Annotated in this window: 27 protein-coding genes and 1 riboswitch; of the genes, 13 read left to right on the forward strand and 14 right to left on the reverse strand. The window is 65.3% G+C overall.

The window, feature by feature from the left end; translation table 11 throughout:
* Window positions 1–91 precede the first annotated feature (91 nt).
* From DES52_RS04495 to DES52_RS04505, 3 genes are read left to right on the forward strand one after another with little or no spacing between them, the layout of a single operon-like run.
* On the forward strand, window positions 92–535 hold the full coding sequence (locus tag DES52_RS04495; RefSeq protein ID WP_110885597.1) for a DMT family transporter: 444 nt from the start codon (window positions 92–94) through the stop codon (window positions 533–535).
* Window positions 535–978, forward strand: coding sequence for a DMT family transporter (locus DES52_RS04500; RefSeq protein WP_110885598.1), 444 nt, complete (start codon window positions 535–537; stop codon window positions 976–978). The genes DES52_RS04495 and DES52_RS04500 overlap by 1 nt, the downstream gene beginning before the upstream one ends.
* Window positions 975–1,478, forward strand: coding sequence for a MarR family winged helix-turn-helix transcriptional regulator (locus DES52_RS04505; RefSeq protein ID WP_110885599.1), 504 nt, complete (start codon window positions 975–977; stop codon window positions 1,476–1,478). The genes DES52_RS04500 and DES52_RS04505 overlap by 4 nt, the downstream gene beginning before the upstream one ends.
* 243 nt (window positions 1,479–1,721) lie before the next feature.
* On the opposite strand, the gene DES52_RS04510 is transcribed toward DES52_RS04505, so the two are convergent.
* A complete protein-coding gene (locus tag DES52_RS04510) occupies window positions 1,722–3,686 on the reverse strand; it encodes a DNA gyrase subunit B (RefSeq protein WP_110885600.1) in 1,965 nt (654 codons plus the stop codon).
* 203 nt (window positions 3,687–3,889) lie between these two features.
* Here DES52_RS04510 and DES52_RS04515 point away from each other — a divergent pair, with 203 nt between their 5' ends.
* Both DES52_RS04515 and DES52_RS04520 read left to right on the forward strand, forming a co-directional pair.
* The gene (locus DES52_RS04515) at window positions 3,890–5,197 is read left to right on the forward strand and encodes a superantigen-like protein SSL4 (RefSeq protein WP_110885601.1); all 1,308 of its coding nucleotides are present in this window, start codon (window positions 3,890–3,892) and stop codon (window positions 5,195–5,197) included.
* Between the two features lie 69 nt (window positions 5,198–5,266).
* Window positions 5,267–5,749 (forward strand): hypothetical protein, encoded by a 483-nt coding sequence (locus DES52_RS04520; protein ID WP_110885602.1) that lies wholly within the window; start codon window positions 5,267–5,269, stop codon window positions 5,747–5,749.
* 1 nt (window position 5,750) lies between these two features.
* On the opposite strand, the gene DES52_RS04525 is transcribed toward DES52_RS04520, so the two are convergent.
* Both DES52_RS04525 and cysS read right to left on the reverse strand, forming a co-directional pair.
* Window positions 5,751–6,458, reverse strand: coding sequence for a CHAD domain-containing protein (locus DES52_RS04525; protein ID WP_110885603.1), 708 nt, complete (start codon window positions 6,456–6,458; stop codon window positions 5,751–5,753).
* A gap of 68 nt (window positions 6,459–6,526) precedes the next feature.
* Window positions 6,527–7,966, reverse strand: coding sequence for a cysteine--tRNA ligase (cysS, locus tag DES52_RS04530; protein WP_110885604.1), 1,440 nt, complete (start codon window positions 7,964–7,966; stop codon window positions 6,527–6,529).
* Between the two features lie 204 nt (window positions 7,967–8,170).
* Between cysS and DES52_RS04535 the strand changes: the two genes are divergently transcribed.
* Entirely contained in the window at window positions 8,171–9,277 is a 1,107-nt protein-coding gene (locus tag DES52_RS04535) for a GTP pyrophosphokinase (protein WP_110885605.1), read from the forward strand.
* Window positions 9,278–9,299: 22 nt separating this feature from the next.
* On the opposite strand, the gene DES52_RS04540 is transcribed toward DES52_RS04535, so the two are convergent.
* From DES52_RS04540 to DES52_RS04570, 7 genes are all read right to left on the reverse strand, one after another.
* Window positions 9,300–10,376: a M36 family metallopeptidase gene (locus DES52_RS04540; RefSeq protein WP_110885832.1), complete on the reverse strand. Its 1,077-nt coding sequence runs from the start codon at window positions 10,374–10,376 to the stop codon at window positions 9,300–9,302.
* Between the two features lie 90 nt (window positions 10,377–10,466).
* A complete protein-coding gene (locus DES52_RS04545; protein WP_110885606.1) occupies window positions 10,467–12,116 on the reverse strand; it encodes a methylmalonyl-CoA mutase family protein in 1,650 nt (549 codons plus the stop codon).
* Window positions 12,117–12,204: 88 nt separating this feature from the next.
* Window positions 12,205–12,513, reverse strand: coding sequence for a roadblock/LC7 domain-containing protein (locus DES52_RS04550; protein ID WP_110885607.1), 309 nt, complete (start codon window positions 12,511–12,513; stop codon window positions 12,205–12,207).
* 3 nt (window positions 12,514–12,516) lie between these two features.
* Window positions 12,517–12,858 (reverse strand): roadblock/LC7 domain-containing protein, encoded by a 342-nt coding sequence (locus DES52_RS04555; RefSeq protein WP_110885608.1) that lies wholly within the window; start codon window positions 12,856–12,858, stop codon window positions 12,517–12,519.
* Window positions 12,855–13,211, reverse strand: a complete 357-nt coding sequence (locus DES52_RS04560) for a roadblock/LC7 domain-containing protein (protein WP_110885609.1) — start codon at window positions 13,209–13,211, stop codon at window positions 12,855–12,857. The genes DES52_RS04555 and DES52_RS04560 overlap by 4 nt, the downstream gene beginning before the upstream one ends.
* A 64-nt stretch (window positions 13,212–13,275) precedes the next feature.
* The gene (gene recR / locus DES52_RS04565) at window positions 13,276–13,890 is read right to left on the reverse strand and encodes a recombination mediator RecR (protein ID WP_110885610.1); all 615 of its coding nucleotides are present in this window, start codon (window positions 13,888–13,890) and stop codon (window positions 13,276–13,278) included.
* Window positions 13,887–14,186 carry a YbaB/EbfC family nucleoid-associated protein gene (locus tag DES52_RS04570; protein WP_110885611.1) on the reverse strand — a complete coding sequence of 100 codons (300 nt, stop codon included), beginning with the start codon at window positions 14,184–14,186 and terminating at the stop codon, window positions 13,887–13,889. The genes recR and DES52_RS04570 overlap by 4 nt, the downstream gene beginning before the upstream one ends.
* A gap of 325 nt (window positions 14,187–14,511) precedes the next feature.
* Here DES52_RS04570 and DES52_RS04580 point away from each other — a divergent pair, with 325 nt between their 5' ends.
* Window positions 14,512–14,973: a peroxiredoxin gene (locus DES52_RS04580; protein WP_110885613.1), complete on the forward strand. Its 462-nt coding sequence runs from the start codon at window positions 14,512–14,514 to the stop codon at window positions 14,971–14,973.
* Between the two features lie 39 nt (window positions 14,974–15,012).
* Here DES52_RS04580 and DES52_RS04585 read toward each other — a convergent pair whose 3' ends face one another.
* Window positions 15,013–15,336, reverse strand: a complete 324-nt coding sequence (locus DES52_RS04585; RefSeq protein WP_110885614.1) for a hypothetical protein — start codon at window positions 15,334–15,336, stop codon at window positions 15,013–15,015.
* Window positions 15,333–16,019 carry an NUDIX hydrolase gene (locus DES52_RS04590; RefSeq protein ID WP_110885615.1) on the reverse strand — a complete coding sequence of 229 codons (687 nt, stop codon included), beginning with the start codon at window positions 16,017–16,019 and terminating at the stop codon, window positions 15,333–15,335. The genes DES52_RS04585 and DES52_RS04590 overlap by 4 nt, the downstream gene beginning before the upstream one ends.
* 117 nt (window positions 16,020–16,136) lie before the next feature.
* On the opposite strand from DES52_RS04590, the gene DES52_RS04595 reads away from it, so the two are divergent.
* Window positions 16,137–17,273: an acyl-CoA dehydrogenase family protein gene (locus DES52_RS04595; RefSeq protein WP_245900704.1), complete on the forward strand. Its 1,137-nt coding sequence runs from the start codon at window positions 16,137–16,139 to the stop codon at window positions 17,271–17,273.
* Here DES52_RS04595 and DES52_RS04600 read toward each other — a convergent pair.
* Complete coding sequence (locus DES52_RS04600) at window positions 17,268–19,172, reverse strand: amylo-alpha-1,6-glucosidase (protein ID WP_110885616.1); 1,905 nt, start codon at window positions 19,170–19,172, stop codon at window positions 17,268–17,270. The two genes, DES52_RS04595 and DES52_RS04600, sit on opposite strands and share 6 nt — an antisense overlap.
* 130 nt (window positions 19,173–19,302) lie before the next feature.
* Between DES52_RS04600 and infC the strand changes: the two genes are divergently transcribed.
* The 3 genes from infC (at window position 19,303) to rplT (ending at window position 20,645) form a co-directional block, all read left to right on the forward strand.
* Window positions 19,303–19,890: a translation initiation factor IF-3 gene (gene infC, locus DES52_RS04605; protein ID WP_110885617.1), complete on the forward strand. Its 588-nt coding sequence runs from the start codon at window positions 19,303–19,305 to the stop codon at window positions 19,888–19,890.
* Window positions 19,891–20,069: 179 nt separating this feature from the next.
* The gene (rpmI, locus tag DES52_RS04610) at window positions 20,070–20,270 is read left to right on the forward strand and encodes a 50S ribosomal protein L35 (RefSeq protein ID WP_110885618.1); all 201 of its coding nucleotides are present in this window, start codon (window positions 20,070–20,072) and stop codon (window positions 20,268–20,270) included.
* Window positions 20,271–20,273: 3 nt separating this feature from the next.
* Complete coding sequence (gene rplT, locus DES52_RS04615) at window positions 20,274–20,645, forward strand: 50S ribosomal protein L20 (protein ID WP_110885619.1); 372 nt, start codon at window positions 20,274–20,276, stop codon at window positions 20,643–20,645.
* A gap of 68 nt (window positions 20,646–20,713) precedes the next feature.
* Here rplT and DES52_RS04620 read toward each other — a convergent pair whose 3' ends face one another.
* Window positions 20,714–22,195, reverse strand: a complete 1,482-nt coding sequence (locus DES52_RS04620; protein WP_110885620.1) for a glycoside hydrolase family 30 protein — start codon at window positions 22,193–22,195, stop codon at window positions 20,714–20,716.
* Between the two features lie 9 nt (window positions 22,196–22,204).
* Window positions 22,205–22,279: riboswitch (cyclic di-GMP riboswitch) on the reverse strand.
* Between the two features lie 201 nt (window positions 22,280–22,480).
* On the opposite strand from DES52_RS04620, the gene DES52_RS04625 reads away from it, so the two are divergent.
* Window positions 22,481–24,817 (forward strand): glycosyltransferase family 2 protein, encoded by a 2,337-nt coding sequence (locus tag DES52_RS04625; RefSeq protein WP_110885621.1) that lies wholly within the window; start codon window positions 22,481–22,483, stop codon window positions 24,815–24,817.
* Window positions 24,814–25,995 carry an acyltransferase family protein gene (locus DES52_RS04630; RefSeq protein WP_110885622.1) on the forward strand — a complete coding sequence of 394 codons (1,182 nt, stop codon included), beginning with the start codon at window positions 24,814–24,816 and terminating at the stop codon, window positions 25,993–25,995. Before DES52_RS04625 ends, DES52_RS04630 begins: the two co-directional genes overlap by 4 nt.
* The last annotated feature ends 2 nt before the right edge of the window (window positions 25,996–25,997 follow it).

Consider the following 25,997-nt stretch of genomic DNA (forward strand, 5'->3'; position numbering starts at 1 on the left):
CGTCGTTCGGCCGCTTCTTGATGCATTCTTGGCCTGGCGACCCGGTCATTCTACTTATTCACGGCGATATATTTAACCGGTAAAGTATCCTATGTCCTCACGATGGTCGTTGTCCGCCGCCGTGCTTGTCGGCTTGCTTCTTCCCGTTCAGTTCGCCGTCAACAGCGCCCTCACGACGCGAACGAACTCACCGGTCGCCACGGCCGCCATCTCGTACGGCGTCGGAACGGCCGCGTTGCTGCTGGGCCTCGTCGTCGCGCATCGTGGCCGCGTGCCCCTCAGGCAACTGTCGGGCGCGCCCGCGTGGAGCTACTTCGGCGGCGTGATCGGCAGCGCGTACGTCGTGGGCAGCGTCGTCCTGACGCGAACTTTGGGCGCCGCCCTCGCCGTCACCCTCGTGATCGTCGCACAAACCCTCACGTCGCTCGCCCTCGATCACTTCGGCGCGCTGGGCTTGCCACGCCGACCGATGAACACGACACGCGTTTTCGTCCTCGTTCTCGTCCTCGCCGCGTTGACCCTGCAGGTGCTGTGATGGTCGCCGCCCTGCTCGGAACCCTCGGCGCGGGCCTCGGCCTCTCCGTCGGCCTCGCCTTCAACGTCCGCCTCGCCGCGCACGCTCGCCACGCCGTTCTCGCCAGCCTCGTGAATTTCGCCGTCGGCTTCGCCCTCACCGGCCTGCTGGCCTTGCTCGGCGTCGGCGGACTCGCGTCGGCGCCGTTCGAGGCGCCGCTGTGGATGTTCCTCGGCGGCGCGGTCGGCGCGGGCTACGTCACGGCCACCCTCTTCACGGCGCGGGCGCTCGGCGTGGCTGCCAGCACGGCGGGCGTCACCCTGGGTCAGATTCTCGGCGCCCGGCTCATCGACGCTTTCGGTCTGCTCGGTCAAAGCGTGCGCGCCGTCTCGATTCCCGACATGATCGGCGCGGCATTGCTGCTCGGCGCCGTCGTGCTGCTCGCGCGAGAACGATCGCGATGAAGACCGGCGATCTGCTCGCTCGCGTGCAGGCCGATTGGCGCGCCGCTCGGCCCGACATCGACGCCACGCCGATGCTGACCGTCATCGCCGTGCAGCGAACGAGCGCCCTTCTGGAGCGTGAACTTCAAGCGTTCTTCGCGAGCGTCGACCTCACGCCGCCGAACTTCGACGTGCTCGCCACCCTGCGCCGCTCCGCGCCGCCTCAAGGCCTGCTGCTTTCGCGCCTCGGCACCCTCATGGCGATCACGCCGCCCGCCGTGACGAAACGTATCGACGCCCTGGAGGCGCGCGGCCTCGTGAAGCGCCATCCGCACGAGGCGGACCGCCGCGCCCTGCTCGTGCAACTCACCGACGAAGGCCGCGCGCTCGTCGACGCCTTGCTGCCGCGCCACGTCGAGAACGAACGCCGATTGCTGTCGGGGCTCGACGACGCCGAACGCGCCCAACTGCGCGCTCTGCTCGTCAAGCTCGCGGCGTCCTTCGAACCGTCCGAGGCTTGAACGGCAAGACGAGGAGGCTCGAATCCTGATCGACAAGCCCGAAGTCGATCTCGATTCACGGAGTTGCGGCCAAGCGGAGCGCCGCTTCCCGGTCTCCACCGCCGTGATCTTGCAGCGCGCTCGGATCGGCACCCGCCGCGCCACGTGTTCTTGGCACACGCGAAGAGGGCGGCCGTGGACGACGCGAGGCGGAAATGAAGAGGCGCCTTCCCAACATGGGAAGGCGCCGAGGGTAAGAGAGGGTTACACGCTGATGTCGGCGTAACGCGCGTTCTCTTGGATGAACGCCTTGCGCGGCGTGACTTCGGTGCCCATCAGGTCCTCGAAGACTTCGTTCGCCGCGATGAGGTCCTCGATGTCGACGCGCTTGAGCACTCTCGTCTCGGGATTCATCGTCGTTTCCCAGAGTTGCTCGGCGTTCATCTCGCCGAGACCCTTGTAACGCTGAATCTCGTACTTCCGGCCTTCTTTTTGCAGCTTGGCGGTGCGCTCGCGCAACTCGTCATTGGAGTACAAGTAGACCTCGTTGCCCTTGCCGCGTCCCCACGACAGCTTGAACAAGGGCGGCTGGGCCATGTAGAGGTAGCCTTGCTCCACGACGGGCCGCATGTAGCGGAAGAAGAAGGTCAGCAAGAGCGTCGCGATGTGCCCGCCGTCTTGGTCGGCGTCGGTCATGATGACGATCTTGTGGTAGCGAAGCTGCGACAAGTCGAAGTGCATCTTGTCGCCCGTGCCTTCGACGCCCGCGCCGATCGCTCCGATGAGGGCGCGAATTTCGGCGTTCTTGAGAATCTTGTTGAGCTCGGCCTTCTCGACGTTGAGAATCTTGCCGCGAAGCGGCAGGATCGCTTGGAAGCGGCGCTCGCGCCCGCCTTTGGCCGAGCCGCCTGCCGAGATGCCTTCCACGATGAACAGCTCGGATTCAGCGGGGTCTTGCGAGGTGCAGTCGGCGAGCTTGCCGGGCAAGTCGTCGTTCTCCAAGGGATTGGAGCGGCGCACGAGATCGCGGGCCTTACGGGCGGCTTCACGGGCGCGGGCCGCTTCGGCGGCCTTCTCGACGATGATCCTGCCGACCTTGGGATTCTCTTCGAGGTACTCGGCGAACTTCTCGCCGACGATGGCGTTCACCGCCGTCTGCGCTTCCGAGTTGAGCAGCTTGACCTTCGCTTGCGACTCGAACTGCGGCTCGGGAAGCTTGACGGAGATGACGCAGTGGATGCCTTCGAGCAAGTCGTCGCCCGTGGGCGTGGGGTTGCCCGACTTGATGAGCTTCTTTTCGTTGGCGTACTTGTTCAAAACGCGCGTGTAGGCCGTCTTGAAGCCCGTGAGCTGCGTGCCGCCTTCGCGCGTGCGGATCATGTTCGCGAAGGTGAGGATGTTGTCCTTGGAGTACGAGCCGGAGTGCACGAACGCCACTTCGACTTCGACGTCGGAGTGCGAACCCTTGATGGTGATGGGATCCTCGTACAGCAGCTTCGATCCGTCGGCGACGAGGTGTCGCGCGAGCGTGGAGATGCCGCCCTGCTCGTGGAAGATCTCTTGCTTGAGCTCGCCGCCGTGCAGATCGGTGCGCTCGTCGGTCAGGACGATCTTGAGGCCCGTGAGGTACGCGAGTTCGCGCAGACGGCGGCGAATGCGCTCGTAGTCGAAGACGTTCGCGAACTCGTGGAAGACCTTCGGGTCGGGCAGGAAGGTGACCTTCGTGCTCCACTCGACGTCGGACGGCGTCTTGCCGAGGACGCGCAGGGGCGTCACGACCGGGCCGCGCTCGAAGCGGATGTTATGGAGTTGACCGCCTTTGTTGACGGTGACGTCAAGGAAGTCGCTGAGGGCGTTCACGACGCTCGACCCGACGCCGTGCAGACCGCCTGACACCTTGTACGCGCCGCCGCCGAATTTGCCGCCGGCGTGAAGCTCGGTGAAGATGACTTCGATGGCGCTGCGGCCCTCGGTCTTCATCATGTCAACCGGAATGCCGCGCCCGTTGTCGGTGACGGTGGCGCTACCGTCGGGATGCATCGTGACGGTGACTTCGGAGGCAAAGCCCCCGAGGCCCTCGTCGATCGCGTTGTCGATGATCTCGGTGAGAAGCTGGTGGTAGCCGTCGATGCCGGTGCCGCCCTGCACGTACATGCCGGGACGCTTGCGCACGGCTTCGAGACCTTTGAGCACGGTGATGCTGGAGGCGTTGTATTCCTGCTGAGTCATGGCCCTCCTTGTAGGATGCCTAAAGCGAGAAAATCCGCGTCAGGCGCCCAAAAAGCACTTCTCATTGTATCAGAAGAAGTTGAAAGCGGTCAAGAAAAATATGTTCATGGCGTAGTGACTCCGGGGAGTCGGGTCCGGGCAGAACTCGGCTGTACAGAATATCGCTTGAACGTTACCCCTTGAACAATTCATAATCTTGATGTATGCGTCTGACTTCGTTTTCGGCCCACGCCTTCGTTTTGACGATGAGCATGGCGTTCACCCTCGCTTCCGCCACCACGCCGACGACGAACGTCTCTCGCTCCGGATCGTCTCCGTTCGTTTGGATTCTCATCGTGCTCGCGCTCGTCGTCGCCGCGCTCGCCGTGCGACGCGAACTTCGAAAGCGAACCGGAAAGCTTCCCAGCCAGCAAGCCTCCGACAAAGCTCCGAGCGCGCCGAGCGGCGTCACCGGGGTGCGCGTCGCGCCGTCCGCACCGCCCGCCGAAGTCCCGGTGTCTCAGCGCGCCTCGCAACCCGCGCCCACGCCTGCCCAGGCCACGCCTCCTTCCCAACCCAAGCCTGCGCCCGCACAAGCCGCGCCGCCCGCTCAACCCAAGCCCGCGCCCACCACGGTGCAAGAACGTACCGTCATCACGCCCAAGCCCGTCGAGCAACCCGTCGAATCGGCGCCTGCCCGTTCCGTGCCGCCAGCCGAAGCTCCTCGGCCCGCGCCGCAATCCACGGTCGCTCCGGTCGCCGCGGCGGCGCCCGCTCCCGCCAAAAGTGACGACCTCATGGACGGATTCGCTTTTCTCGGGCTCGGTGACTTCGGCGGTACGCTCGCGCCTGCCAGCGGTTGGCTGAGCTCCCTCAAGACCCACCCGGAGCGCGTGCGCGGTCTCAGCCTCGAAGGCGGCCTCGCGCTCGTGCACGACGACGCTGGCAACAACGCCGCCGTACCGCTCGGCGCGGACGTCGGAGAAGTGCTCGACGTGCCCGCGCTGCGCGGCCTTCGCCTCTCCGTCTCGGATCAAGGAGCGCGCGTCGTCGCCTTGCCGAACGGCGTGTACCTCGTGCAAGGCGGCACGCCCCTCGCAGCGGGCTCGTACCTCAAGCCCGGCGTGTTGTACGGGCTTGGCGTCGGCACGCCCCCGATCGCGGCGGCGAGCAGCTTCACCTTCGGCAGCGTCCTCGGAGCCCCGAACGTCGAGCAGTTCACGTCGGGCGGCATCGACGTCAAGCTGCTGCAAAACGGGCGCCGCCTCACGCCCAACCTCGATCCGGCGCGCGCCCACCTCATCTTCATAGACGACAAGCTCGACGTGGGCCAAGCGTACGGCATCTCCTCGCTCGGCGGCCTTCTCATCGATCAGCAAGACGAGGCCGCTCACCTGCACGCGCTGCCGACCGGCGTCGCGCTGTGGCAAGGCACGTCGCAGCTCAACCTCGGGCACACGCTGGAGAAAGGTACGTCGTACCGCCTCTCGGGCGCGGGTCTCGATGGCTACACCTTGGAGTGGCACGGCTGACCCGAGCGACTTCGAAGCTCGGCGCGCCACGAGGACGCGCCGAGCTTCTTTTCGGGTACGCTCGAAGGCATGAACTTCTGGGAAGCTCTTCACAACTTCGCTCTTCCCATCCCGATCGTCGGACACTACCTCGTCTTGTTGTCGGCGATTCTGTTCGTGTGGAGCCTCGCGCTCATTCGAAATCCCACGCCGTCTCGCGGCTTCTTGCTCGTCTTGCGCCTCAACTGGCTCGCGTACGCCCTCAATACCGTCGCGGGGCTCGCTCTGCAATTCAGCGGGCGGCACGTTCCGAGCGCCGTCGCCGACGCCGCTCGCGGTGACGGCCGGACGATCCTCGGGTACCTGCCCGATCCGTCACGCCACTGGGAGCACCTCATGTACGGCCTCATCGCCATCCTCAGCCTCGGCGGTACCGAGCTGATCTTGAACGGGCGCAAGTACGGCATGACGCGTTGGGTACGCTTCGTGCCCGTCGCGACGTTGCTGCTGGCCGCCGTCGCCTACCGCGCCGTGCAAGTCGCTTACCTTCCCGGCGCGACGCCCGGCACCTGATTCAATCGAACTGCGCCAAATCGTCTTCCAAGGTCGCCCACGCTTCGCGGGCGGCCCGCTTGCTTTCGCTCGCCGCCTCGTCCTCCCGGCGCAGCAGCGCTTCCTTGTAACCGGGCAAGCCATCGAATTCACTCAGCAACGCCTTCGTCACCTCGGCGTCTTGCAAGCGGCCCAGGGCTTGAAGCAAGTCCAGCATGGACCGTGGCGGCTCGGCCACGAGTTCCAGCGTGTGCCTCAACCTCTTGAGGTCCTTGCGCCACTCGTGCCACGTGTCGGCGTCATCCGACACGAGGACGTGCACGGCGTCTTCTCGCACCTTGTCCAAGTCGCCCGGCAACTTCTTGCGCGCCCGCTTCGCGAGGTCCACGTCGACCTTGAACTCCGGCGGCGGTTCGGGCAACGTCACCGATCGAAAGGCTTCCTCGCGTTTGGCTTTCCACGCCGTTCCGAACGACCGCACGTCCTCCTCGCTCGCGCCGAGCGCCCGCAAGCCCTCCACTAGGTGCGGCACCACGGCGTCGCGGTCTCGTACCGAGGCGATCGCGCGGCGCAAATCGCGCCACGCGCGGCGCACCTTGTTCGGCGCTCCCGCCGCGCGAAGCTCCGCGCCGACTTTGCGTGACAGCTTGCGGACCTCGTGAATTGCTTTCTCGTCGCCCTTCACGAGGTCCGGCCACAGCCGTTCCAGCTCCTTGTGCCGCTTCGACATGACGGCATCACACTTCAAACGACGCCGGGAAAATGTCACCTGTCCGGCGTTTCGTGGACCGGGTCAAGTCAGCGCTTCCACCGTGTGCCCGTCGAGGTGTCCTCGATCGTCACGCCCGCCTCGGTGAGCTTCGCGCGCAACTCGTCCGCCTTCTGGAACTGCTTGCCGAGACGGTAACTCTGCCGCGCCTCCAGCACGAGGTCCATCAAGGTGTTCAGCAACTGCGAATCGTCCTGACGCTCGCTTCCGGCGTCTTCGAACAGTCCCAGCACGTTGCCGCCGAGCTCTCGGTAAGCGGCGCGCGCCTTTTCCAGCGTTTCCTTCGGCACGTCCCCCGCCAGGGCCGCGTTGACGTCCCGCGTGAGGTTGAACAGGGCCGCGACGGCCTCGGGCGTGTTGAAGTCGTCGCTCATCGCCGCCTCGAAGTCGCGCACGTTCGCGTTGATCTTGCCCTCCAGCACCGCGTCGCGCCCTTCGCGCGCCGTCTCCAAGTGGCGCTCGACTTCGTGCAAAGCGTCCGTGAGACGACGGTAACCGCTCGCCGCGCTCTTGAACGCCTCGTCGTTCATCTCCGTCACCGAGCGGTAGTGGCTCGACACCAGCAGGAAGCGCACGACCATCGGATCGACGCGCTCGAACAGTTCCTTGAGGGTCGTGAAGTTGCCCTTGGACTTGCTCATCTTCTCGCCGCCGATCGTCAGCATGTTGTTGTGCATCCAGTAGCGCGCGAAGCCGTGTCCCGCCGCTTCCGCCTGCGCGATTTCCGCCTCGTGGTGCGGAAACTGCAAATCCAGGCCGCCTCCGTGAATGTCGAAGTCCTCGCCGAGGTACTTCAAGCTCATCGCCGAGCATTCGATGTGCCATCCGGGAAATCCGACGCCCCACGGACTGTCCCAGCGCATGAGGTGGCTGGGTTCCGCCTTCTTCCAAAGGGCGAAGTCGCGAGGATCGCGCTTCTCCTCGCGCACGTCCTCGCGCGTGCCTTCTTCTTGCTCGTCGAGCTTGCGGCCCGTGAGCTCGCCGTACCTCGGCCAGCTTCGCACGTCGAAGTACACGCTGCCGTTCACCTCGTACGCGTGGCCTCGCTCGATGAGCTCCTCGATCAACTCGATCTGCTCGGGAATGTGTCCCGTGGCGCGCGGATTGATGGACGGACGCAAAACGTTCAGCTTCCCCATGTCGTCCACGAAGCTCCAGAAGTACTTGTCGGCGACTTCCATCGGCTCGAGCTTCTCCAGGGCGGCGCGCCGCGCGATCTTGTCTTCGCCTTCGTCCGCGTCGCCTTGAAGGTGCCCGACGTCGGTGATGTTGCTGACGTACCGCACCGCGTAGCCCGCGTGCATCAAAAAGCGCCGGATGACGTCGAACGCCACCTCCTTCTTCCCGTGCCCGAGGTGCGCCTCGCTGTACACCGTCGGACCGCACAAGTACATCCCGACGCGGCCGGGCACGGACGGCTCGAACTTGACTTTTTGGCGTTGCTTCGTGTCGTACAGGTAGATGTCCATGAACCTCCCAAACGAAAGCGCCGCGCCCTGAACTTCGAGCGCGGCGGCAAGGCGAACGTGCGTCGCTTAACCCCGCGAAAGGTGGCAACACACGACGGCGAACATGACGCCCACTATACGCCGTCGCGGGCACTTTGTGACCAGCCCTTTCACCGGCTAAGCCGAAGCGTGTATAGTTCTACGTTGGTGTCGATGGGGTCGCAGATGGAATCCAGCATTCTCGCCGCGTATCGTGAGCGGCTCGGGCAATACGAAGCGCTCAAGGCGGAAGCGATCGCGGTGCTGTCGATGCTGCTCGCGGGCGCGGGCCTCAACATCCATCACGTCACGGGCCGCGTCAAGAAGTACTCGAGCCTCGCGGAGAAGATTCACCGCAAGCCGGGGCGGTACACGAGCGTCGAAGACGTCACGGACATCGTCGCCGTGCGCGTCATCACGTACTTTCAGAGCGACGTGAACGTCGTGGCGCGCGAACTCGAACGCGCCTTCGTCATCGACTGGGACAAGAGCGTCAACAAGTCGCAGCTTCACGACCCCGACCGTTTCGGCTATATGGGCGTGCACTACGTGGTGCGCTTTCCACCGGAATTGCTCGCGCGGCCCGAACTCGCGCCGTTCGCGAACATCGGCTTCGAAGTGCAGATTCGCTCCATCTTGCAGCACGCCTGGGCGGAAATCGAGCACGACCTCGGCTACAAAAGCACCGAGGCCGTGCCGCGCGACATCCGCCGTCGCTTCTACCGCCTCGCCGGGCTTTTCGAAATGGCCGACGAGGAGTTCATGGCGATTCGCGCGCTCAAGGAAAGCTACGCGAGGACCCTCCCGACGCGCCTCGCGGCGAATCCCGACGACGTCTTTCTCGACGCGCAGTCCGTGCGGCACCTCGTCATGGAAGGCGTCGTCGCCGATTTCGACGAGCGCATCGCGTACGACCTCGGCGTGAAAGTCGATCGTCGCGTTCCCGACGACGAGCGCTTGCTGCGCCTCACGGCCGCGCTGGGGCGCGTCGGCGTCAAGACGGCGGGGCAACTGCTGCGCGAACTGGAGCGGCGCGAACGAGAGGTGTTGCGCTTCGCGGCAGCCCTCATGCCGCTCGTGCCCGAAGCGTGGTCACCCGCCGTGGGCCTGCGGCCCGGCGTGAGCCTCGTGCATCTCGCGCTGTGGAAAAGCTGCCAGGGAGAAGACTGCCAAGCCGAGGAGATCGTGGACCTCCTCGACTTGCGTACGGAACTTGGCAGTGCAGAACGCCTCTCGAGTCTCGTCGAGCAGGTGTTCGCCACCCTCGGTCACGACCGACCGGCGGCGGACTGAGCGCCGCCGGTTGCCGAGAAGGTCAAGGCGCGAGGATGCCTCGCGCTGCGAACGCCGCCTTGACCACCTTCGCGGCGTTCGGGCCGTACATGAGAGCCGCCGTGTTCACCGTCTGTTGCGCGGCGGCGGCGAAGCTCGTGTCGGGCGCGAAGCCGAACTGCGCGTTCACGATGACGCGGTCGGCGACGCGGGCGCCGAGACCCACGCGAATGTCCCATAAAGCGCGCGACCAGATTTCGCCGTCCGCGTGCACTTCGCCGACCATGTCGGCGACCGTCTTGTTCTTGTCGATGCGCCGCAGGCAGTGCGGCACCTTGCTCGTGTACGACGTGGCGTCCCAATCCGCGACGCACGGCAAGTCCGTCTTGATCGGCGCGCCGTACTTCTGCGCGACGGCCGTCGTCACGGTCACGGCGAGGTAATCGCCGAACGCCTCGCCGATCGACCCCGCTTCCAATGAGCTGCCGAAGCCGGCGACTTGCGCGTCGTGCACCGCGTGCCCGTACTCGTGCACGATGACCTCGGCGTCCTCGCCGTCGTCCACGCCGCCTTTGCCGAGCTTGATGACGTCGTGCTTGTCCCACGAGAACGAGTTGTCCTGGCCCCACTGGTTGATGCGGACGTCTTGCGATTCCTTGTTCACCGCCGGCAACTCGCCCGAGCCGAACCCGAGGCTTTGCAGGTACTTTTGCGCCTCGGTGATCCAGAAGTAGGCCATGACTTGCTCGAAGCGGTCGTCGTGCCGCGTGTACGAGAAAGCTCCGTTGGGCGCGTACGCGGGATCGCCCGTCTCGCTCAAGACGTTGGCGAAGTCGCCGCGCAGGTATCCGCTGCCGTCGAGGTTCGTCAATGCCACTTGGTAGTACGCGCTCGTCGGCACGGCGGCGTCCGCGTCGTCTTGATCGGTGAGGGCCTGATTCCCCGTCGTCTGCAACGGATTCGGCAAGAAGACGCTGCCCGTCGCCGACGAGAGGCCCGTCGGCGTCTTGCCAAGAGCGCCGAGCGTCGCATGCGACGGCGAAGAAGGTGTTTGACCGCACGCGGCGAGCAGCGAGAAACACAAGAGGACCAGCCCCAACGGACGCTTCGAATTGTTCATTGACACCAAGTCTAACGCGTGCAAGGCGAAACGTGTGATGAGAAGCAAGGAGCTCCCCCGCCGCTTCGCGAGGGAGCTCGTGTCCGACGGTCACACCGTGACGGGTTCGACGTACTCGCCGTAGACTTTGCGCAACGTGTCCATCTGCTCGCCGAGCGTGCAGTACGCGTGCGCGCACTCCAAGAAGGCAGGCATGGTGTTGAGGCCTTGCACGGCGGCGCTTCGCAACGCTTCGAGGGCGTCGGACGCACGCCTCGGATCGCGTTCGCGCCGAACGCGCGCGAGGCGCTCGGCTTGCACGCGCTCCACCTCGGGGTCGATGAGTTGAATCGGCACTTCCAGGGGGCGCTCGTCCGTGAACTCGTTGACGCCCACGATCAGGCGATCTTTCGTGTCCACCTCGCGTTGATAGCGGTAGGCGGCTTCGCCGATCTCGCTCGCGAAGAAGCCGAGGTCGATGCACTTCTCGACGCCGCCGAGCGCGCGAATCTGCTCGATGTAGCCCAACGCGGCCGCCTCGATGTCGTTCGTGAGCTTCTCGATGTAGTACGAGCCCGCCAAAGGATCGATCACGCCCGCGACGCCCGTTTCGTACGCGATGATCTGCTGGGTGCGCAACGCGATCGTGGCGGCCTCCTCGGTCGGCAAGGCGAGGGCCTCGTCGTACGAGTCGGTGTGCAACGAGTTCGTGCCGCCCAAGACGGCTGCGAGCGCCTGAATCGCGACGCGGGCGATGTTGTTGAGGGGTTGCTGAGCCGGAAGGCTCACGCCCGCCGTTTGCGCGTGGGCGCGCAGCATGAGGCTCTTGGAATTCTTCGCGCCGTAACGCTCTTTCATCTGCCGAGCCCAGATACGGCGGGCGGCGCGAAGCTTGGCGATTTCCTCGAAAAAGTCGTTGTGGATGTCCCAGAAGAACGAGATGCGCGGCGCGAACTCGTCGATGTCGAGGCCGCGCTCCAACGCCTTTTCGACGTAGTGGAAGCCGTCGGCGAGCGTGAACGCGAGCTCTTGCACGCCCGTCGCGCCCGCTTCCCGAATGTGATAGCCCGACACCGAAATGAAGTTCCACTTCGGCAAGTTCCGAGGACCCCATTCGAAGGTGTCGATCACGAGCTTCACCGACGGCGCCGGCGGGTAGATGTATTCCTTTTGCGCGATGAACTCTTTGAGGATGTCGTTTTGGATCGTTCCGCCGACCTTCGAGAGATCCTTGCCCTGCTTTTGGGCGTTGGCGATGTACATCGCCCAAATCGCGTTGGCGGGCGAGTTGATCGTCATGGACGTCGTGACCGCCTCGGGATCGATGCCTTGGAACAAGACTTCCATGTCGGCGAGGCAGGAGACGGCGACGCCACACTTGCCGACTTCGCCTTTGCTGAACGGATGGTCGGCGTCGTAGCCCATGAGGGTCGGCAAGTCGAAGGCAGTGGAGAGGCCGGTTTGACCCGCGCGCAGCAAGGCGTGGAAGCGCTCGTTCGTCTGCTCGGCGCTGCCGAAGCCCGCGAACATCCGCATCGTCCACAGCTTTCCGCGGTACATCGTGGTCTGGACGCCGCGCGTGTACGGGTATTCGCCAGGGTGGCCGAGGTCGCGCGCCGCGTCGAAGTCGTCGAGGTCGTCTCGGGTGTAGATCGGCTCGGGGTCCATGTCCGAGAGGTTCTTGAAGTTGTACTTGCGCTCGGGGAGCTTGCTCGTCGCGGGCGCGTACACGCTCGTCATCCACTGATTCTTCGTCTTCATCGTCGCCCTCCTGCCAAACGTCCGTTAGGCACCAGGGTAGCACGAAACCCCCTTTCCTTTCCGGAAAGGGGGCGATCGCCGAGAAGCGTCAGCGCAGCGACGCGACGATCTTCTTCAATCCGAAGCGCAGCCGACCGAGGTTGGCGACGTCGTCGAACGCCGTCAGCAGCACACGGTCGCCGATCGCCGTCAGCAGGACCGGGCCGTCCTCGAAGTCCAGCACCATGTCCTTGAGCTCTCCACCGCCGAGGACGGACTTGAAGTGATCGGCGACTTCGCGCCCCATCATGACGATTTCCGGTGTGGACGGACCGCCCACGCGCTCCAGCATCACGCCGTTCGGGTCGAACAGCGCGGCCTTGCGCACGCCCTTCACGCTCAGAATGCCTTCCAGCACGCCTTACTCCTTCCTGCCCGGCAAGCGGCCTTGCAACTCGACGGCGACGCGCGCGAGTTCCATCTGCGCGGGCCGCGTGTCCTGACCGCGCGTCACGGCGACCGCCGCCGTGAACTCACCCACGGCGACCGCCACGATCTCGAACCGCTCGGACGTGAACGCCAAGCGCGTGAGGGGCCCGCCGTTGAGGCGACGCGACGCGCGCTCCATGCCCGCGCGAAGCGCGGCGAGTTCCGCCGCGAGATGATCGCCTTCCTCGCCGTACGCTTCGAGCGCGAGGCCGTCTCGGCCGACGAGGGCCGCCGCGCGCACGCCCGGGGCCGTGAGAAGAGAGCGCAGCTTCACAGCAACTCCTTGAGTTTCTTGGCGGCGTCCAGCCCGTACAAGCGAGCCTGACCGAGGTTGGATTTGTTTTCCAGCAGGACCATCAAGAAAAGCTCCTCGCCGATGGGCAGGCTGTAGGCGCTCAGAAAGTCGCCCCGCACGTAGAACTCGCGAACCTTGCCGCCCGTGAGGGTAGATTCGTAGGCGGTGAACGCCGCCCGCAAAAGGCCCGCGTGCTCGGCCACGAGAAGGCTCAGGTCCATGCTGCCGTTGCTGCCGTAGCCCTCGATCAGAAGGCCGTCGTAACCGCCGATCGCCGCACCCCAGGCGCCATCGACGTCAGCGACGAGTTGGGAAAGATGTTCGTCGAGCACGCCTTACAGTATAAGAAGCGGTGAGAGAACCGTGTAAAAAAGCGTAAGGTGTTCGCGTCGAGCCTTAGCTCGTGACGCGGCGCCGTCCCGCGAGGGCTCGGCCCAGCGTGACCTCGTCGGCGTACTCCAAGGCGCCTCCGACGGGCAGACCGTACGCGATGCGCGACACCGTCACACCGAGCGGCTCCACGAGGCGCTGCAGATACATGCTCGTCGCTTCGCCTTCCACCGTCGTGGACGTCGCCAAGATCACCTCGAAGCTCTCGGGCCGTTCCCCGTCCTTTTGCAACCGGGCCAGCAACGGCTTGATGTACAGCTTCTCGGCGCTCACGCCGTGCATTGGATTGATGTTGCCGTGCAGAACGTGGTACAGCCCGCGGTACTCGCCGCTGCGCTCGATGGCGTTCACGTCCCCGGGCTCTTCCACGACGCAAATCTGCGAACGGTCACGCGAAGCGTCGGTGCACACGTCACACAACTCTTGATCGGTGATGTTGAAGCACTCCTGGCACATCGTGAGATCGCGCTTGGCCTCCAAGATCGCCGACGCGAGCCGCTCGATGTCCTCGCGCGGCTGTTCGAACAGGTGGTACGCGAGCCGCTGGGCCGACTTCGGTCCGACTCCCGGCAAGCGCGACAACTCACGAATCAAGTTGATGAGGCTCGGCGGGTACTTCAAAGCATGCCGCCGAACATGCCGAGGCTGCGCTGCGTCTCTCGCTGCTGCAACTCGTCCGCCTGGTTCGAGGCGTCCTGAATCGCGACCAGCAGCAAGTCCTCCAGCGCTTCGACGTCCTCGGGGTCGACCGCTTGCGGATCGATTCGGATGCTTTGCACCTTGCCCTGCCCGTTCATCGTGACCGTGACCATGCCGCTCGCCGTGCCCGTCACCGTCTGCTTGGCGAGGTCTTCTTGGATTTTCGCGGCGGCGACTTGCGCCTGCTGCATCTGCTTCATGAGCTTCTTCATGTCCATGTCCGTACTCCTTGCACCAACCGCCTCCGCTGCGCGAAAGCACGATGATTCTTAGACCTGGCCGATCCTTGAGGACGCGAGCGCCGAGCTTTCTAAAAGTTCCCGCCGGGCGCTCGAATCCTTCAAGGTCGGCAGTGACCTTCTTATTCTACCCGCCCGCGCCTCGCCGTCCGTGATGGCCGTGAGGTTCGACGTCACGAACGCTTCAAGCCGCTCGGCCTTCGCCTTCCAAGCGCCTGTCACGATTCGCAGGGACACCTTCTCGGACCTGACGAGGTGTGAGGCGGCAGTTGGTAGCGTCGAGGAGCAATGGGTATGGTGAGGCATGTTGAATGTCGAAGACACGGTGCCGACCGAGTCGCTGTCGTTCGTGCCCGAACTCGCGTCGCGCACGTGGCGCGTCTTGTTCTTCTTTCCTCGCGCGGCCACCACGCATTGCCAAATGCAAGCGCGGCGCTTCGAATCCTTGAATCCCGACTTTCAAGCGCTCGGCGTGCAAATCGTCGGGGCGAGCAGCGACACTCGACCGCAGCACTCGTCGTTTCGCGATTTGTGCCGCGTGACGTACCCGCTCGTGGCCGATCCTTCCGGCGAGCTGGGACGCGCGTTCGGAGTGCTGGAGGACGAGGTGGTGGACGGCGAGAACAACTTGCGGGCCAAACGCGTCACGTTCGTGCTTTCCCCGGACCATCGCGTCGTCAAACGGTACGACGACGTAGACCCGGACGCGCACGCGAGCATCGTGCTGGAAGACCTGCAGTCGTTGCTTCGGTCTCCGCCGCGGTGACGCGCTCGCCGACTTTGCCGCCGCCTCGCGGCGAGAGGGTCACAGGGTGTCGACGTACGCGTCGGCGAGGCGGGCGACTTCCTTGAGCACGTCGCCGTAGCGCTTGATGACCTTCTGCTCGCGCCCGTCCACGTACAGGCGCACGAAACCTTCGTCGGGTGGCTCCAAGCGCAGCGAGACACTCGTCGCGAGGCCCGCGAGATCGAGGGCGAGCGGGAGGGACGGCTCGGCGCCCTCCACGCGTGGCGCGAACTTCGGCGAGAGGTGCAGGACGACTTCGCGCCCGTCAACGCCCCGAGCGACGACCCGAGCGGTGACCAACTTGCCGTGCCGCATCTCCACGACGATCCCGAAAGGCTTCACGGCTCGGCGCTCACGCGCCGACGGGTCGTCCGCGCCCGACGGTAAAGCTGCGCGGGCCGCCCGACGCCGCTGCGACGCTCGCCCGACGCGGCGAGCAAGCCTTGCGACAAGAGACGCTTGCGAAAGTTCCGCTTGTCGAGCTTACGCGACAAGATCGCCTCGTGCACTTCCTGCAATTCCGGCAAGGTGAAGGTGTCGGGCAGGAACTCCAGCGCGAGCCCCTGGTACTCCAAGCGGGTTTGAAGCCGCTTGATCGCCCGCTCGAGAATCTCGGCGTGATCGAACGCCAAGAGGGGCGGTTGGTGTGCGGGAAACCAGCGGGCGCCGTTGATGCTGCGCTCTTCGCGCAAGTGGGCGTGGCCGTGCGGCAAGACGGCGAGGTGCGCGACGCTCACGACGCGTCCGCGCGGATCGCGGTTCGGGGCGCCGAAAGTATAGAACTGCTCCAGATGGCGTGGCTCGAGCGTCAAGGTGGTTTCGTCGCGCAACTCGCGCAAGGCGGCTTCGTGAAGCTCCTCGCCTTCTTGCACGAAGCCGCCCGGCAAGGCCCACACTTGCTGATGTGGCCGCGTGCCGCGCTTGACGAGCAGCACTTGCAGTTCGCCTTCGTGCATCGCGAAGGCCGCCACGTCCACCGCGAGGCCGACCGTGGCGGCCCGTGGCGGCAGCATTAGTGTATCCATGACGTTTAGCCTAGAGACGACGCTCGAGCCTGTCAAGGAGAAAACGAGTGAAGACGTCGCCAAGGTCGTCGAGGTCAGGCACGTTTCGGGCGGGCAGCGACCCGTATCCTGTGAGGTGTGACGACCTCCGTTCCTCGCTTTTTGTGGCTCGAGCGCGCCGAGCGGCTCGCGCGCGTGTTCGCGAACGCGGCCTCGCAAGCCGACGCGACCGGCGAACTCGCCCGAGGCGCCGTGTTGGAGCTCAAGCGCAGCGGGCACACCGCCTTCACCATCCCCGCCGCCTACGGCGGCGACGGCGCGGCCCTCGCGGAGTTCGCGGTCGCTCAAGAACTCCTCGGCAGCGGCGACGCCAGCCTCGCGTTGATCGCGGCGATGCACGCGCACCTCATGGGAAGCGCACGTGACACGTGGCCGTCCGATTTGCTCGCCCGCGTCGCGCGCCGCAGCGTGGAAGACGGTTGGCTCGGCAACGCCGTCGCGTCCGAGCCGGAGCTCGGCAGTCCGTCACGCGGCGGGCTGCCCGCCACGAGCGCCGCGCCGACGCACGGCGGCTGGAAGATCACGGGCCGCAAGACGTGGGGAACGGGCGCCGAAGCCCTCGACTTCCTCGTCGTGAGCGCCGCCACGCCCAGCGGGGACGTGCGGCGCTTCGTCGTGCCGACGTCCTCCGACGGCGTGCGCGTCGACCCGACGTGGCGCGGCGCCTTGTCTCTTCGCGCGAGCGGTTCTCACGACATCGTCTTCGAGCAGGTCTTCGTTCCGCACAAGAACGTGATTCCCTCCAAGAACTCGCCCTCGTCGAGCGCGTGGTTCTGGACGGCCGTCGCCGCGACGTACCTCGGGGTGGGAGTCGGCGCGGTGGACGCCCTGATCGCCTACGCGAAGCAGCGCGTTCCGACGGCCCTCGGCGAGCCCATCGCGACCTTGCCGAAGGTGCAAGAGGCGGTGGGACGCGCGACGCTCGAACTCGGCGCGGCGCGCACGTTTCTGCACGACGTCGCGCGACGCTGGGACGCCAGCGAGGACTCCCAGGAAAAGGCGAGTCTCGTGCCGTCTTTCGCCGCCGCCAAGAGCCTCGCGACGAACGCCGCCGTGAGCGCCACGGACATCGCGCTTCGAGCGGCGGGCGGCGCGGCCCTCACGCCCGCCTTGCCGCTCGAACGCTTCTTCCGTGACGCTCGCGCGGGCCTCACGCACCCGCCGAGCGACGACCTCGCCTTGACGCTGCTCGGCAAGCAACGCCTGGGGTTATGACGAGCGCGTCTGGACGTACGCGCGCAACAACTCCGCCACGCTCCACGCTTGAAACGGACAGCCGCCCGGCACGAGGTCGGAGCCGCCGAACACCTCCGACACCGAACCGACGCCCGCCTCGCTCAAGTGCGCGACGAGGCCCGACAAGGCGCTCGGATCGCGCGCGAGGTCCGTGTACGCGCCGATCAGCCACGGCCACACCGTGCCTTGATGGTACGCCGAGTCACGCACGAAGCGGTGCCCGCCGAACGTCGGACGGTAGCGCTCGTCGGTGGGGGAGAGGGTGCGCAAGCCGACGGGCGTGAGAAGGTCGCGCCGAGCGGTGAGGAGCGCGCGAGCGGTCACGTCCGCCGCGTCCAAGTGAGACAAGGCCAGCAGCGCGTTGGGCCGAATCGACGTGTCGAGCGAGCCGTCGTCGGAGAGGACGTCCGCCGGGAAGGAGCGATTTCGCCAAAAAGCGCTCATGGCCGCGCGACCTTTGGCCCGTAACGCCTCGAAGGCGGGCGCCTCCCCCAACCGCGCGGCGAGGCGGTCGTGAACGTCGAGGGCGGACAGCCACAGCGCCGCGATCTCGATCGGGCGACCGTGACGCGGCGTCACCACCCAGTCGTGGATCTTGACGTCCATCCACGTCAATTGAACGCCCTTCTCGCCCGCGCGCAGCAAGCCGCTGTCATGCAGGCGAATCGAGAACCGCGTGCCTCGCGCCAGATCGTCGATCATGCGGCGCAACTGCGGCAAATGCCGCCGCGCGAACGCCTCGTCCCCCGTGGCGTGCACGTACGCCTCGAACGCCACGAACAACCACAAGCTGCCGTCCACCGTGTTGTACCCCGCGCCCGAACCGTCGTCGAAGAAGTTGTTCGGCACGAGGCCTTCCTGCTCGTACCGCAAGAACGTCTCCAGGAGTTCGCGCGCCTCCTCGAATCGGCCCGTGACGAGCGTGAGGCCGCGCAAGGCGATCATCGCGTCTCGCCCCCAGTCCGCGAACCACGGGTACCCCGCGATCACCGACGTCGAGTTCGTGCTTTCCCGGCGCACGAGGAAAGCGTCCGCCGCGACGGCCAAGGTCGCCACGACCTCGTCGCGCACGCCCGTCGCGCTCCACGCCCGCTCGACGAGGTCGCGCCGTCTTGCCGTCTCGTCTTGCCACGCTTGCCACGGATCGAAGGACGCGTCGCCGAGGCCGTCGATCACGAGAGCGAAGCGGTGCGTGCCCGCTTCGAACGTGACGCGCCACAAGTCCACGCTCGCCGCGACGTCCGTGCTCGCCTCGCCACGCTCGGCCTCCGCGCGAAGGTGAAGCCGCTGCGGAGAGGCGTGCGGTTCGAGGGGCGTGACGTCGGCTTCGCATCGCAGCCGCACGCGCAGGAAGCGGCCGCCTCGAATCGTCACGCTGTCCGCGTCCCGCTCGAACGTCAACGCGGGCAGTTCGTCGCGAACGGCGTGCATGTCGCGGTCGGTGAACAGCCCGCCGAGCGTCAAGCTGCCCGTCTCGCTCGCCTCCACCTCGTACAGCAACACGAGCGCGCCCGAATGCCTCGGCATGAAGGCCCGTCGCCGCACCCGGGTGCCGAGCGCGAATTGGACGCGCTCGGGCAGCAAGTCCGTCAAGTTCACGCGCTCCACGCATCCGAGCCCTTCACCTTCGAAGGCGAGGGGCGCGACCTCGAAGGCGTGCAGCGTCGTGCGCCGACCTTCCACGGCGAGGGTCTCGCGCGCGGCGATCCACATCACGTGCCGCTCCACGGGCGGGGTGAAGCTCACGGCGAGGCCCGAGTACGACCGGGTCGGCACGCCATGAAGCGTCGAGAGCGAGAAGCCGCCCAAGCCGTCGGTCAGCAGCACCTCACGCGAGAAGTCGCGCACGGCCGAACTTCCAAACGAAAGCGTTCGCACCGCTCAATCGTAAGGCGTGCTTAAGCCGAGCAGCCTTTCGGACGGGTGTTTTCGTGAGCTTTGATGTAAGATGAAGGTCACTGCCAGAACGGTAGGCCTGCGGCGGGCCCGAGGGCTCGCTCCACGAGAGGTGATAAACATAGCCAAAGAGCACAAAGTCAACGAGCAGATTCGGGTCCGTCAAGTTCGCCTGATCGACGACGAAGGCGGGCAAGTCGGCATCATCGACACGAGGGAAGCGATCGCCATGGCGCGTCAAAAGAACCTCGACTTGGTGATGGTCGGCCCGACGGCGGTTCCGCCTGTCTGCAAGCTGATGGACTACGGTCGTTTCCGGTACGAACAGCAGCAGAACGAAAAGGAAAACCGGAAGCGAGCCCGTGCTCAGGAAGTCAAGTCGATCAAGTTCCGCGTCAAGATCGACGACAACGACTTCACCACGAAGACCAACCACGTGCGCCGCTTCCTGGAAGAAGGCCACAAGGTCAAGGTCACGATCATGTTCCGCGGTCGCGAGCGTACGCACCCCGAACTCGGCGAGAAGATTCTCCACCGCGTCGCCGACACGCTCGCCGATATCGGCACGCCCGAAAGCAACCCGAGCATGATGGGCATGGACATGAACATGATCATGGCTCCCAAGCCTGGCGTGGTCAAAAAGTCCGAAAAGCGCCCGGACGATCAACTCGATCAGCAACCCCCGGCGGCGAGCGCGTAACCCGGCGACGAAACAGGAGAGGCGCTTGCCTCTCCTGTTCGTTTGCCGTACACTGTCAAGGCTGCCTTTCAGGGAGCACAAGCAGAGCTCAGGCGATCAACGCTGCCGTCTCGAAACGACACGGCGCGGCCTGACTCTCAGGCGACGGCCGTCAGTGTCGTTCGTCTCCAAGGAGCAACATGCCGAAGCAAAAGACCAAGAAGAGCGCCAAGCGCCGAATCAAGATCACGGCGACCGGTAAGGTCATGGCGTTCAAGAGTGGCAAACGCCACCAGAACACCGGGAAGTCCGGCGACGATATTCGCGGCAAGGGCAAGGGCTTCGTCCTGGCCAAGAGCGAGTGGGCACGCATGAAGGCCATGCTGCCGGGAGGGAAATAAACCATGCCACGCGCAAAGACCGGCATCGTTCGTCGCCGCCGTCACAAGAAGGTCCTCAAGCGCGCCAAGGGCTTCTGGGGTTCGCGTTCCAAGCAGTACAAGAACGCCTTCCAGACGCTTCTCAACGCCGCCACGTACGAGTACCGCGACCGTCGCAACAAGAAGCGTGACTTCCGCCGCCTGTGGATTCAGCGCATCAACGCGGGCGCGCGTCTGCACGGCATGAACTACTCGACGTTCATGCACGGACTGAAGCTCTCGGGCGTCGGCTTGGACCGCAAGGTGCTTGCCGACATCGCCGCGCGCGAACCGCAAGCCTTCGCGGCCCTCGTGGAAGCGTCGAAGAACGCTCGCACGAATAACGTTCAAGCGTAAGCCCCCGAAGAATTCACGAAGAGAGAAGCGCTCCCCGATCGGGGAGCGCTTCTCTCTTCGTGGGTCCGTTACAAGGGCGCCCAGGTGAAGGTCGCCACGGCACCCGGCACGAGCATCACCGTGAAGGACTTGCCCGCTTCGCGTACTTTCACGCTGCGACTTTCGCTCGCGCCGTTCAACACGATCAAGGCGCGCGTGCCGTTGGGGTTGCGGAAGGCGACGCTTTGGACGTTGCCGACTCCGAAGGTCGTGGAGGCGACGCGCCGCGCGCCGGGCGAAACGAACTTGGCGGCGTGTCCGAGCGCGTAGTACTCGACGTTGTACCGAATGGCGCTTCCGTCGCTCGGAATGGTGACGACGCCTCGGCAGTTCCCGCAACCGCCGTTCGTGGGACCGCCGACGTCGTCGAGCGCGAGGTTCCACAGCAACACCGTCTTCGCCCAGTTTCTCGTCGCGCCGATCACGAGGTTCTCGACGTTCCACTTCAGATTGTCTCCGAAGTTCGTGGCCCACCCGCCGCCCGAGCATTCCGTGAAGTACACGTCCTTCGTGGGCCACGCGGCTTGCACGGTCGACTGGGCGCTCACGTCGCCCGCGTAGCAGTGAAAGGCGCTTCCGGCGAGGTAACTCGAGGCGGCCGCGTCGCTCAGCAACGTTTGGGCGTAGCTCGGCTCGTCCCAGTTGTGATCCCAACCGAGAAGCTTCGTTTGCAAGCCCGCCGCTTGGAAGGTCGGCCCGAGGTGCTGTCCCACGAAGCGTGCGGCGTCCGAAGCTTCGAAGCGCATCGACGGGTACGCGGTCGTCTCGTGGTGCGGTTCGTTTTGTAACGTCACCGCGTCGATCGGCACGCCCGACGCTTCGTAGGCGCGCACGAACTTCAGGAAGTAACGCGCGTACGCGTCGTACGTTTCAGGCTTCAAGCTGCCGCCGCTCAACGTGCCGCTCGTCTTCATCCAAGCGGGCGCGCTCCACGGGGACGCCATGAAGCGCACGCGCGCACTGACCGCGCGAATCGCGCGGGCCGTCGGCAGTACGTCCTGCTCGTCGCGGGCCACCGAGAAGTTCGCCAGCGTCTCGTCCGTTTGGCCGGCGGGCACGTCGTCGTAGGTGTAACTGCCGAGCGCGAAGTCCGACGCGCCCATGGGCACGCGCAGGTAACTGAGGCCGATGCCGAGCGCTGGATCGAAAAGCTTGCGCAAGACCTCCGAGCGTCGCGTGGCGTCGAGCTTCGAGTTGAGAAGCCACGCGCTCGACTCGGTGAGCGCCGCGCCGAAGCCCGCGATCTCCTGGTAGGTCCGCGTCGTGTCGACGTCGATGGTGTACGTGGTGCTTCCTGCGTCCGCTCGGAAGCTCAAGTCGCTTTGCCGGGCGAGCAGATTCTTCGCGTCGGCGGTCGTCAGTACCATTTGCGCCGCGGGCGCGGTGGTTTTCGTGCCTCCACCCAGCGCTTGCAGATCCGACGACGTCGCGTCGAGCGTCGAAAGTGGCGCTCCGCACGCGGAAAGCAGAAGGGTGAGCCCGATGAACAAGCGTGTCGGTACGTGCTTCATGGTCCTCGTTTCGGTAACCCGGCCGACTTCGAGAGTCCCGTGGCTTTGCGTCTCTTCCTCGCGGAAGGTTTGCCGTTTCGTTCGAGAGCTTCGGCGCCTGAACCGCTCTATTTTAGTGTGAAACTGCTGAGGTGTGAGTGAAAAACTGCAGATGTGGATAGAAGGCCGACCTTCTATTCGCCGTCACGACTCTTGTCTCCTTCTTTTTCTATGAAGACGCCCCCCTGATCGACCCAGCAAATATCGGGCGTCGAACCTTACGCTCGGGATTGCCGGAGTAGAGCCATGCAGCAAACCCCCCTCGATTCCCAAGTACCTCGACTGCCGCTCAGCACGCAACCGACGGTGTTCCTTGTCGAACCGGACGATCACCGTGCAGGAGAACTCGTCTTGGAACTCGTCGGTCACGGGTATGAAGTCGTCACGGCTCCTTCCGATGACGGCGCGCTTCCCTTGCTGCGAGAAGTGCAACCCGACATCCTCATTACCGCGTCCACGTCCGAGCACATAGACAGCGTGCGCTTCATTCAGCAAGTGCGCTCCGACTCGACGCTCGAAGACCTCCCCATCATCGTCTTGACGCACAAGGAAAGCATGCGCGACGTCATCGACTCGCTCGAGGCGGGCGCCGACGACTTCGTTTCGAGGCCGGTGAACGCCGAGGAACTGCACGCCCGCATTCGCGCCAAACTCGCGCGTCCGCCCACGCCACGCTCGCGCGTCGCGCGCAACCGCCGAACCGGCCTGCTGACCACCACGACCTTCGAAGGTGCCATGACCCGTGAAATGGAGCGCGCCGTCATCACGGGGCACTCCTTGTGTGTCGCAGAAATCCGAATCGAGGAGCTCGTCCGCCTGCGCGACCGATACGGCTCGGAGCTCGACGCGTCGGTCGCTCGTCAAATGACGGCGTTGCTGCGAGACCATCTGCGCCGCCTCGACGTCGTGACGCACGATTCCAGCGGCACGTTCACGGTGCTGATGCCCGAAACGCAGCCCGACGAAGCGATGGAGCGCGCTCGGAAAGCCGCCGCGAGAATCGTGTCGCATACCTTCACGATCCACGGCGACCGCCTGCGCCTCACCCCCTCCATCGGCGTCACCCTCTACCGTCGAGGCACGGACGCGGCGACACTTCGCGCGCAGGCGAGAACCGCGCTGGAATACTCGGCGTCCCACCTCGATCTGCTGCCCGTCTTGTACGACCCCGCCGTTCACGGACGCGCGCGTGTGCAAAAGCGCAAGTTCGCGGCGGACTTGCGCGAAACGCTTCGGCTGCCCGTCCAGATCCTCGTCGTCGGGCTCGCCCTCATAGGCGTGCCCTTCCTGATCTACTGCGGCCTCGCCCTCGCCGGATTCGATGTCACGCCCTACGTCTACATCCTCGTCGTGGTCGCGCTGCTCCTCACGGCGGCCCTGATTCTCGTGGAAGGCTTCTTGGCCTTCGACCCCATCCAGCCGCCTCAGCAGCCTGGCGCGCCTGCCCCACCCGCGAGCGCCATCATCGCCGCGTACCTTCCGAACGAGGCGGCGACCGTCCAAGAGACGATCGAAGCGTTCCTTCGCGTCGACTACCCGGCGGGTTTGCAAGTTATCTTGGCGTACAACACGCCGCGCGACCTGCCCATCGAAGCGACGCTTCGTGACCTCGCTCGGCGTGACCGCCGCTTCGTGCCGTTGCGCGTCGAAGGCAGTACGTCCAAAGCGCAAAACGTGAACGCCGCCCTCGCGCACGTCACGGGCGAGTTCACCGCCGTGTACGACGCCGACCACCACCCCGACCCGGACTGCTTCGAACGCGCGTGGCGTTGGCTGTCGAACGGTTGGGATGTCGTGCAAGGCCACTGCTTCATTCGTAACGGCGACGAAAGCTGGGTGTCGCGAATGGTCGCCGTGGAATTCGAAAGCATCTACGCCGTGTCGCATCCCGGTCGGGCGCGCATGCACGACTTCGGCATTTTCGGCGGTTCCAACGGCTTTTGGAAAACCTCGCTGCTGCGCCTCATTCGCATGCGCGGCTCGATGCTCACCGAGGACATCGACTCGGCGCTGCGCACCGTCGAGGCGGGGTACAAGATCGGGTCCGATCCGTTCCTCGTGTCGCGCGAACTCGCGCCCACGACCCTGAAGGCGCTCACGAACCAGCGGCTGCGCTGGGCGCAAGGATGGTTCCAAGTGTCGCTGATGCACACCTTGCGCGCCTTGCTGTCCAAGAATCTTTCTTGGCGACAAAAACTCGGCTTCGTGCACCTGCTCGCGTGGCGCGAGTTCTACCCGATCTTGTCGCTGCAGATCTTTCCAATCGTGCTGTTTTGGCTGTACGGCCCGACCGCGCGCTCCGTGGACTGGTTCGTGCCGATCTTCGTGCTCACGAGCTTGTTCACCCTCAGCGTCGGCCCGTGGCAAGCGTTGTTCGCCTACCTACGCGCCGAACCGCAAATTCGCCGCCGCGCCTCGTGGTTCTGGTTCTACCTCTTCGTGTCGAGCGTGTTCTACACGCCGTACAAGAACTTGCTCGCCGTCGTCGCGCAACTCAAAGAGCTGCGTCACGAGCGCGCCTGGAAAGTCACGCCGCGCACGACCAAGAGCCCGAGCGACTCAGGCGGGGGAGACGCCAAATGACGCAAGCTCCGCGCGCCTCCGCTCGATACGAGGAACTCGAAGCGTACCGCGGTGTGGCCGCCCTGCTCGTCGTGCTGTTCCACGCGTATCAATTCACGCGCGAAGGCACGGCCGCGCAGACGTATCTGTACGAAGGCACGCCGCTGCACACCCTCTTCGTCAACCTCGACACGCCCGTCGCGTGGTTTTTCACGCTCTCGGGCTTTTTGATCTTCCTGCCGATCGCGACCTCCCTCCTCTCGAGCGGATCGGCCCTGCATCCGGGCGCGTTCCTGCTGAGGCGCGCCATTCGCATCGTTCCGCTGTACTACGTCGTCATCTTGGTGGTGTGGACGCTGCGCTACACCGGTTCCCCCGAAAACTGGACGGACCTTTTCGAGCACCTCACCTTCACGCACGTCTTCGATTCGCACTTCATCTTCTACACGGTGGGGCCCGCGTGGTCGCTCGGCGTGGAGGTGATGTTCTACTTGCTGCTGGCACTTCTCGGACCGTGGCTGCACGCACGCGCCACGAATCGAGCGGCGCCCGCCCGCGTTCGCTTGCTGCTGGCATGGTGCAGCGGTCTCATCGCCTTGAGCCTCCTCGCGAAGTTCGCCGTTCACGCGTTCATGCCGACCGTTCCGCGCGCCTTCACGTTCGGCCCGATCGCACACCTCGACTCGTTCGCGCTCGGGATGCTGCTCGCCGTGATCGTCGTCACTCGCCGCGAACAGGCGCCGCTCGGCGCGACCGCGCGTCTCGCCGTGCGTCTCGTCGCGCTCGCCCTCGTCGCGTTCACGTTCGGCCTGCGCTTTCAAGTGGACCTCGTTCGCACCTTCGCCTACAGCCTCTCGGGCCTCGCGTTCGCCCTTTGGCTCGCCTCCACGGTCCTCGCGCCGAGCGCGTCGCGCATGGCACGCCGCCTCGCGCATCCCGTGTGGGCCCACGTCGGCCTCATCTCGTACGGCGTGTACTTGTGGCACGAGCCGATCATGCTCGAACTCGCCAAGCGAGGCTTGCTCGTCGATCCCGCCCCGAGCGCGTTTTGGCGCAACGCGCTCGTCCTCGCGATCCTCGCGATCCTCGTCGCGAACGTCACGTACTGGCTCATCGAGTACCCCGCGACGTTCTTGCGGCGCGCCTTCGATTCGCGCGGCCGCTTCATCGATCCGTACGAGCAGGCGCGGCGCAAGTGAGC

The organism is Deinococcus yavapaiensis KR-236 (genome assembly GCF_003217515.1).
Lineage (GTDB): Bacteria > Deinococcota > Deinococci > Deinococcales > Deinococcaceae > Deinococcus_A > Deinococcus_A yavapaiensis.

Bases quoted from the DNA above. Each gene is read 5' to 3' on its own strand.
- DES52_RS04495 (WP_110885597.1), top strand. From the start codon at position 92: ATGTCCTCACGATGGTCGTTGTCCGCCGCCGTGCTTGTCGGCTTGCTT.
- DES52_RS04500 (WP_110885598.1), top strand. From the start codon at position 535: ATGGTCGCCGCCCTGCTCGGAACCCTCGGCGCGGGCCTCGGCCTCTCC.
- DES52_RS04505 (WP_110885599.1), top strand. From the start codon at position 975: ATGAAGACCGGCGATCTGCTCGCTCGCGTGCAGGCCGATTGGCGCGCC.
- DES52_RS04510 (WP_110885600.1), bottom strand. From the start codon at position 3,686: ATGACTCAGCAGGAATACAACGCCTCCAGCATCACCGTGCTCAAAGGT.
- DES52_RS04515 (WP_110885601.1), top strand. From the start codon at position 3,890: ATGCGTCTGACTTCGTTTTCGGCCCACGCCTTCGTTTTGACGATGAGC.
- DES52_RS04520 (WP_110885602.1), top strand. From the start codon at position 5,267: ATGAACTTCTGGGAAGCTCTTCACAACTTCGCTCTTCCCATCCCGATC.
- DES52_RS04525 (WP_110885603.1), bottom strand. From the start codon at position 6,458: ATGTCGAAGCGGCACAAGGAGCTGGAACGGCTGTGGCCGGACCTCGTG.
- cysS (WP_110885604.1), bottom strand. From the start codon at position 7,966: ATGGACATCTACCTGTACGACACGAAGCAACGCCAAAAAGTCAAGTTC.
- DES52_RS04535 (WP_110885605.1), top strand. From the start codon at position 8,171: ATGGAATCCAGCATTCTCGCCGCGTATCGTGAGCGGCTCGGGCAATAC.
- DES52_RS04540 (WP_110885832.1), bottom strand. From the start codon at position 10,376: ATGAACAATTCGAAGCGTCCGTTGGGGCTGGTCCTCTTGTGTTTCTCG.
- DES52_RS04545 (WP_110885606.1), bottom strand. From the start codon at position 12,116: ATGAAGACGAAGAATCAGTGGATGACGAGCGTGTACGCGCCCGCGACG.
- DES52_RS04570 (WP_110885611.1), bottom strand. From the start codon at position 14,186: ATGGACATGAAGAAGCTCATGAAGCAGATGCAGCAGGCGCAAGTCGCC.
- DES52_RS04580 (WP_110885613.1), top strand. From the start codon at position 14,512: ATGTTGAATGTCGAAGACACGGTGCCGACCGAGTCGCTGTCGTTCGTG.
- DES52_RS04590 (WP_110885615.1), bottom strand. From the start codon at position 16,019: ATGGATACACTAATGCTGCCGCCACGGGCCGCCACGGTCGGCCTCGCG.
- rpmI (WP_110885618.1), top strand. From the start codon at position 20,070: ATGCCGAAGCAAAAGACCAAGAAGAGCGCCAAGCGCCGAATCAAGATC.
- rplT (WP_110885619.1), top strand. From the start codon at position 20,274: ATGCCACGCGCAAAGACCGGCATCGTTCGTCGCCGCCGTCACAAGAAG.
- DES52_RS04620 (WP_110885620.1), bottom strand. From the start codon at position 22,195: ATGAAGCACGTACCGACACGCTTGTTCATCGGGCTCACCCTTCTGCTT.
- DES52_RS04625 (WP_110885621.1), top strand. From the start codon at position 22,481: ATGCAGCAAACCCCCCTCGATTCCCAAGTACCTCGACTGCCGCTCAGC.
- DES52_RS04630 (WP_110885622.1), top strand. From the start codon at position 24,814: ATGACGCAAGCTCCGCGCGCCTCCGCTCGATACGAGGAACTCGAAGCG.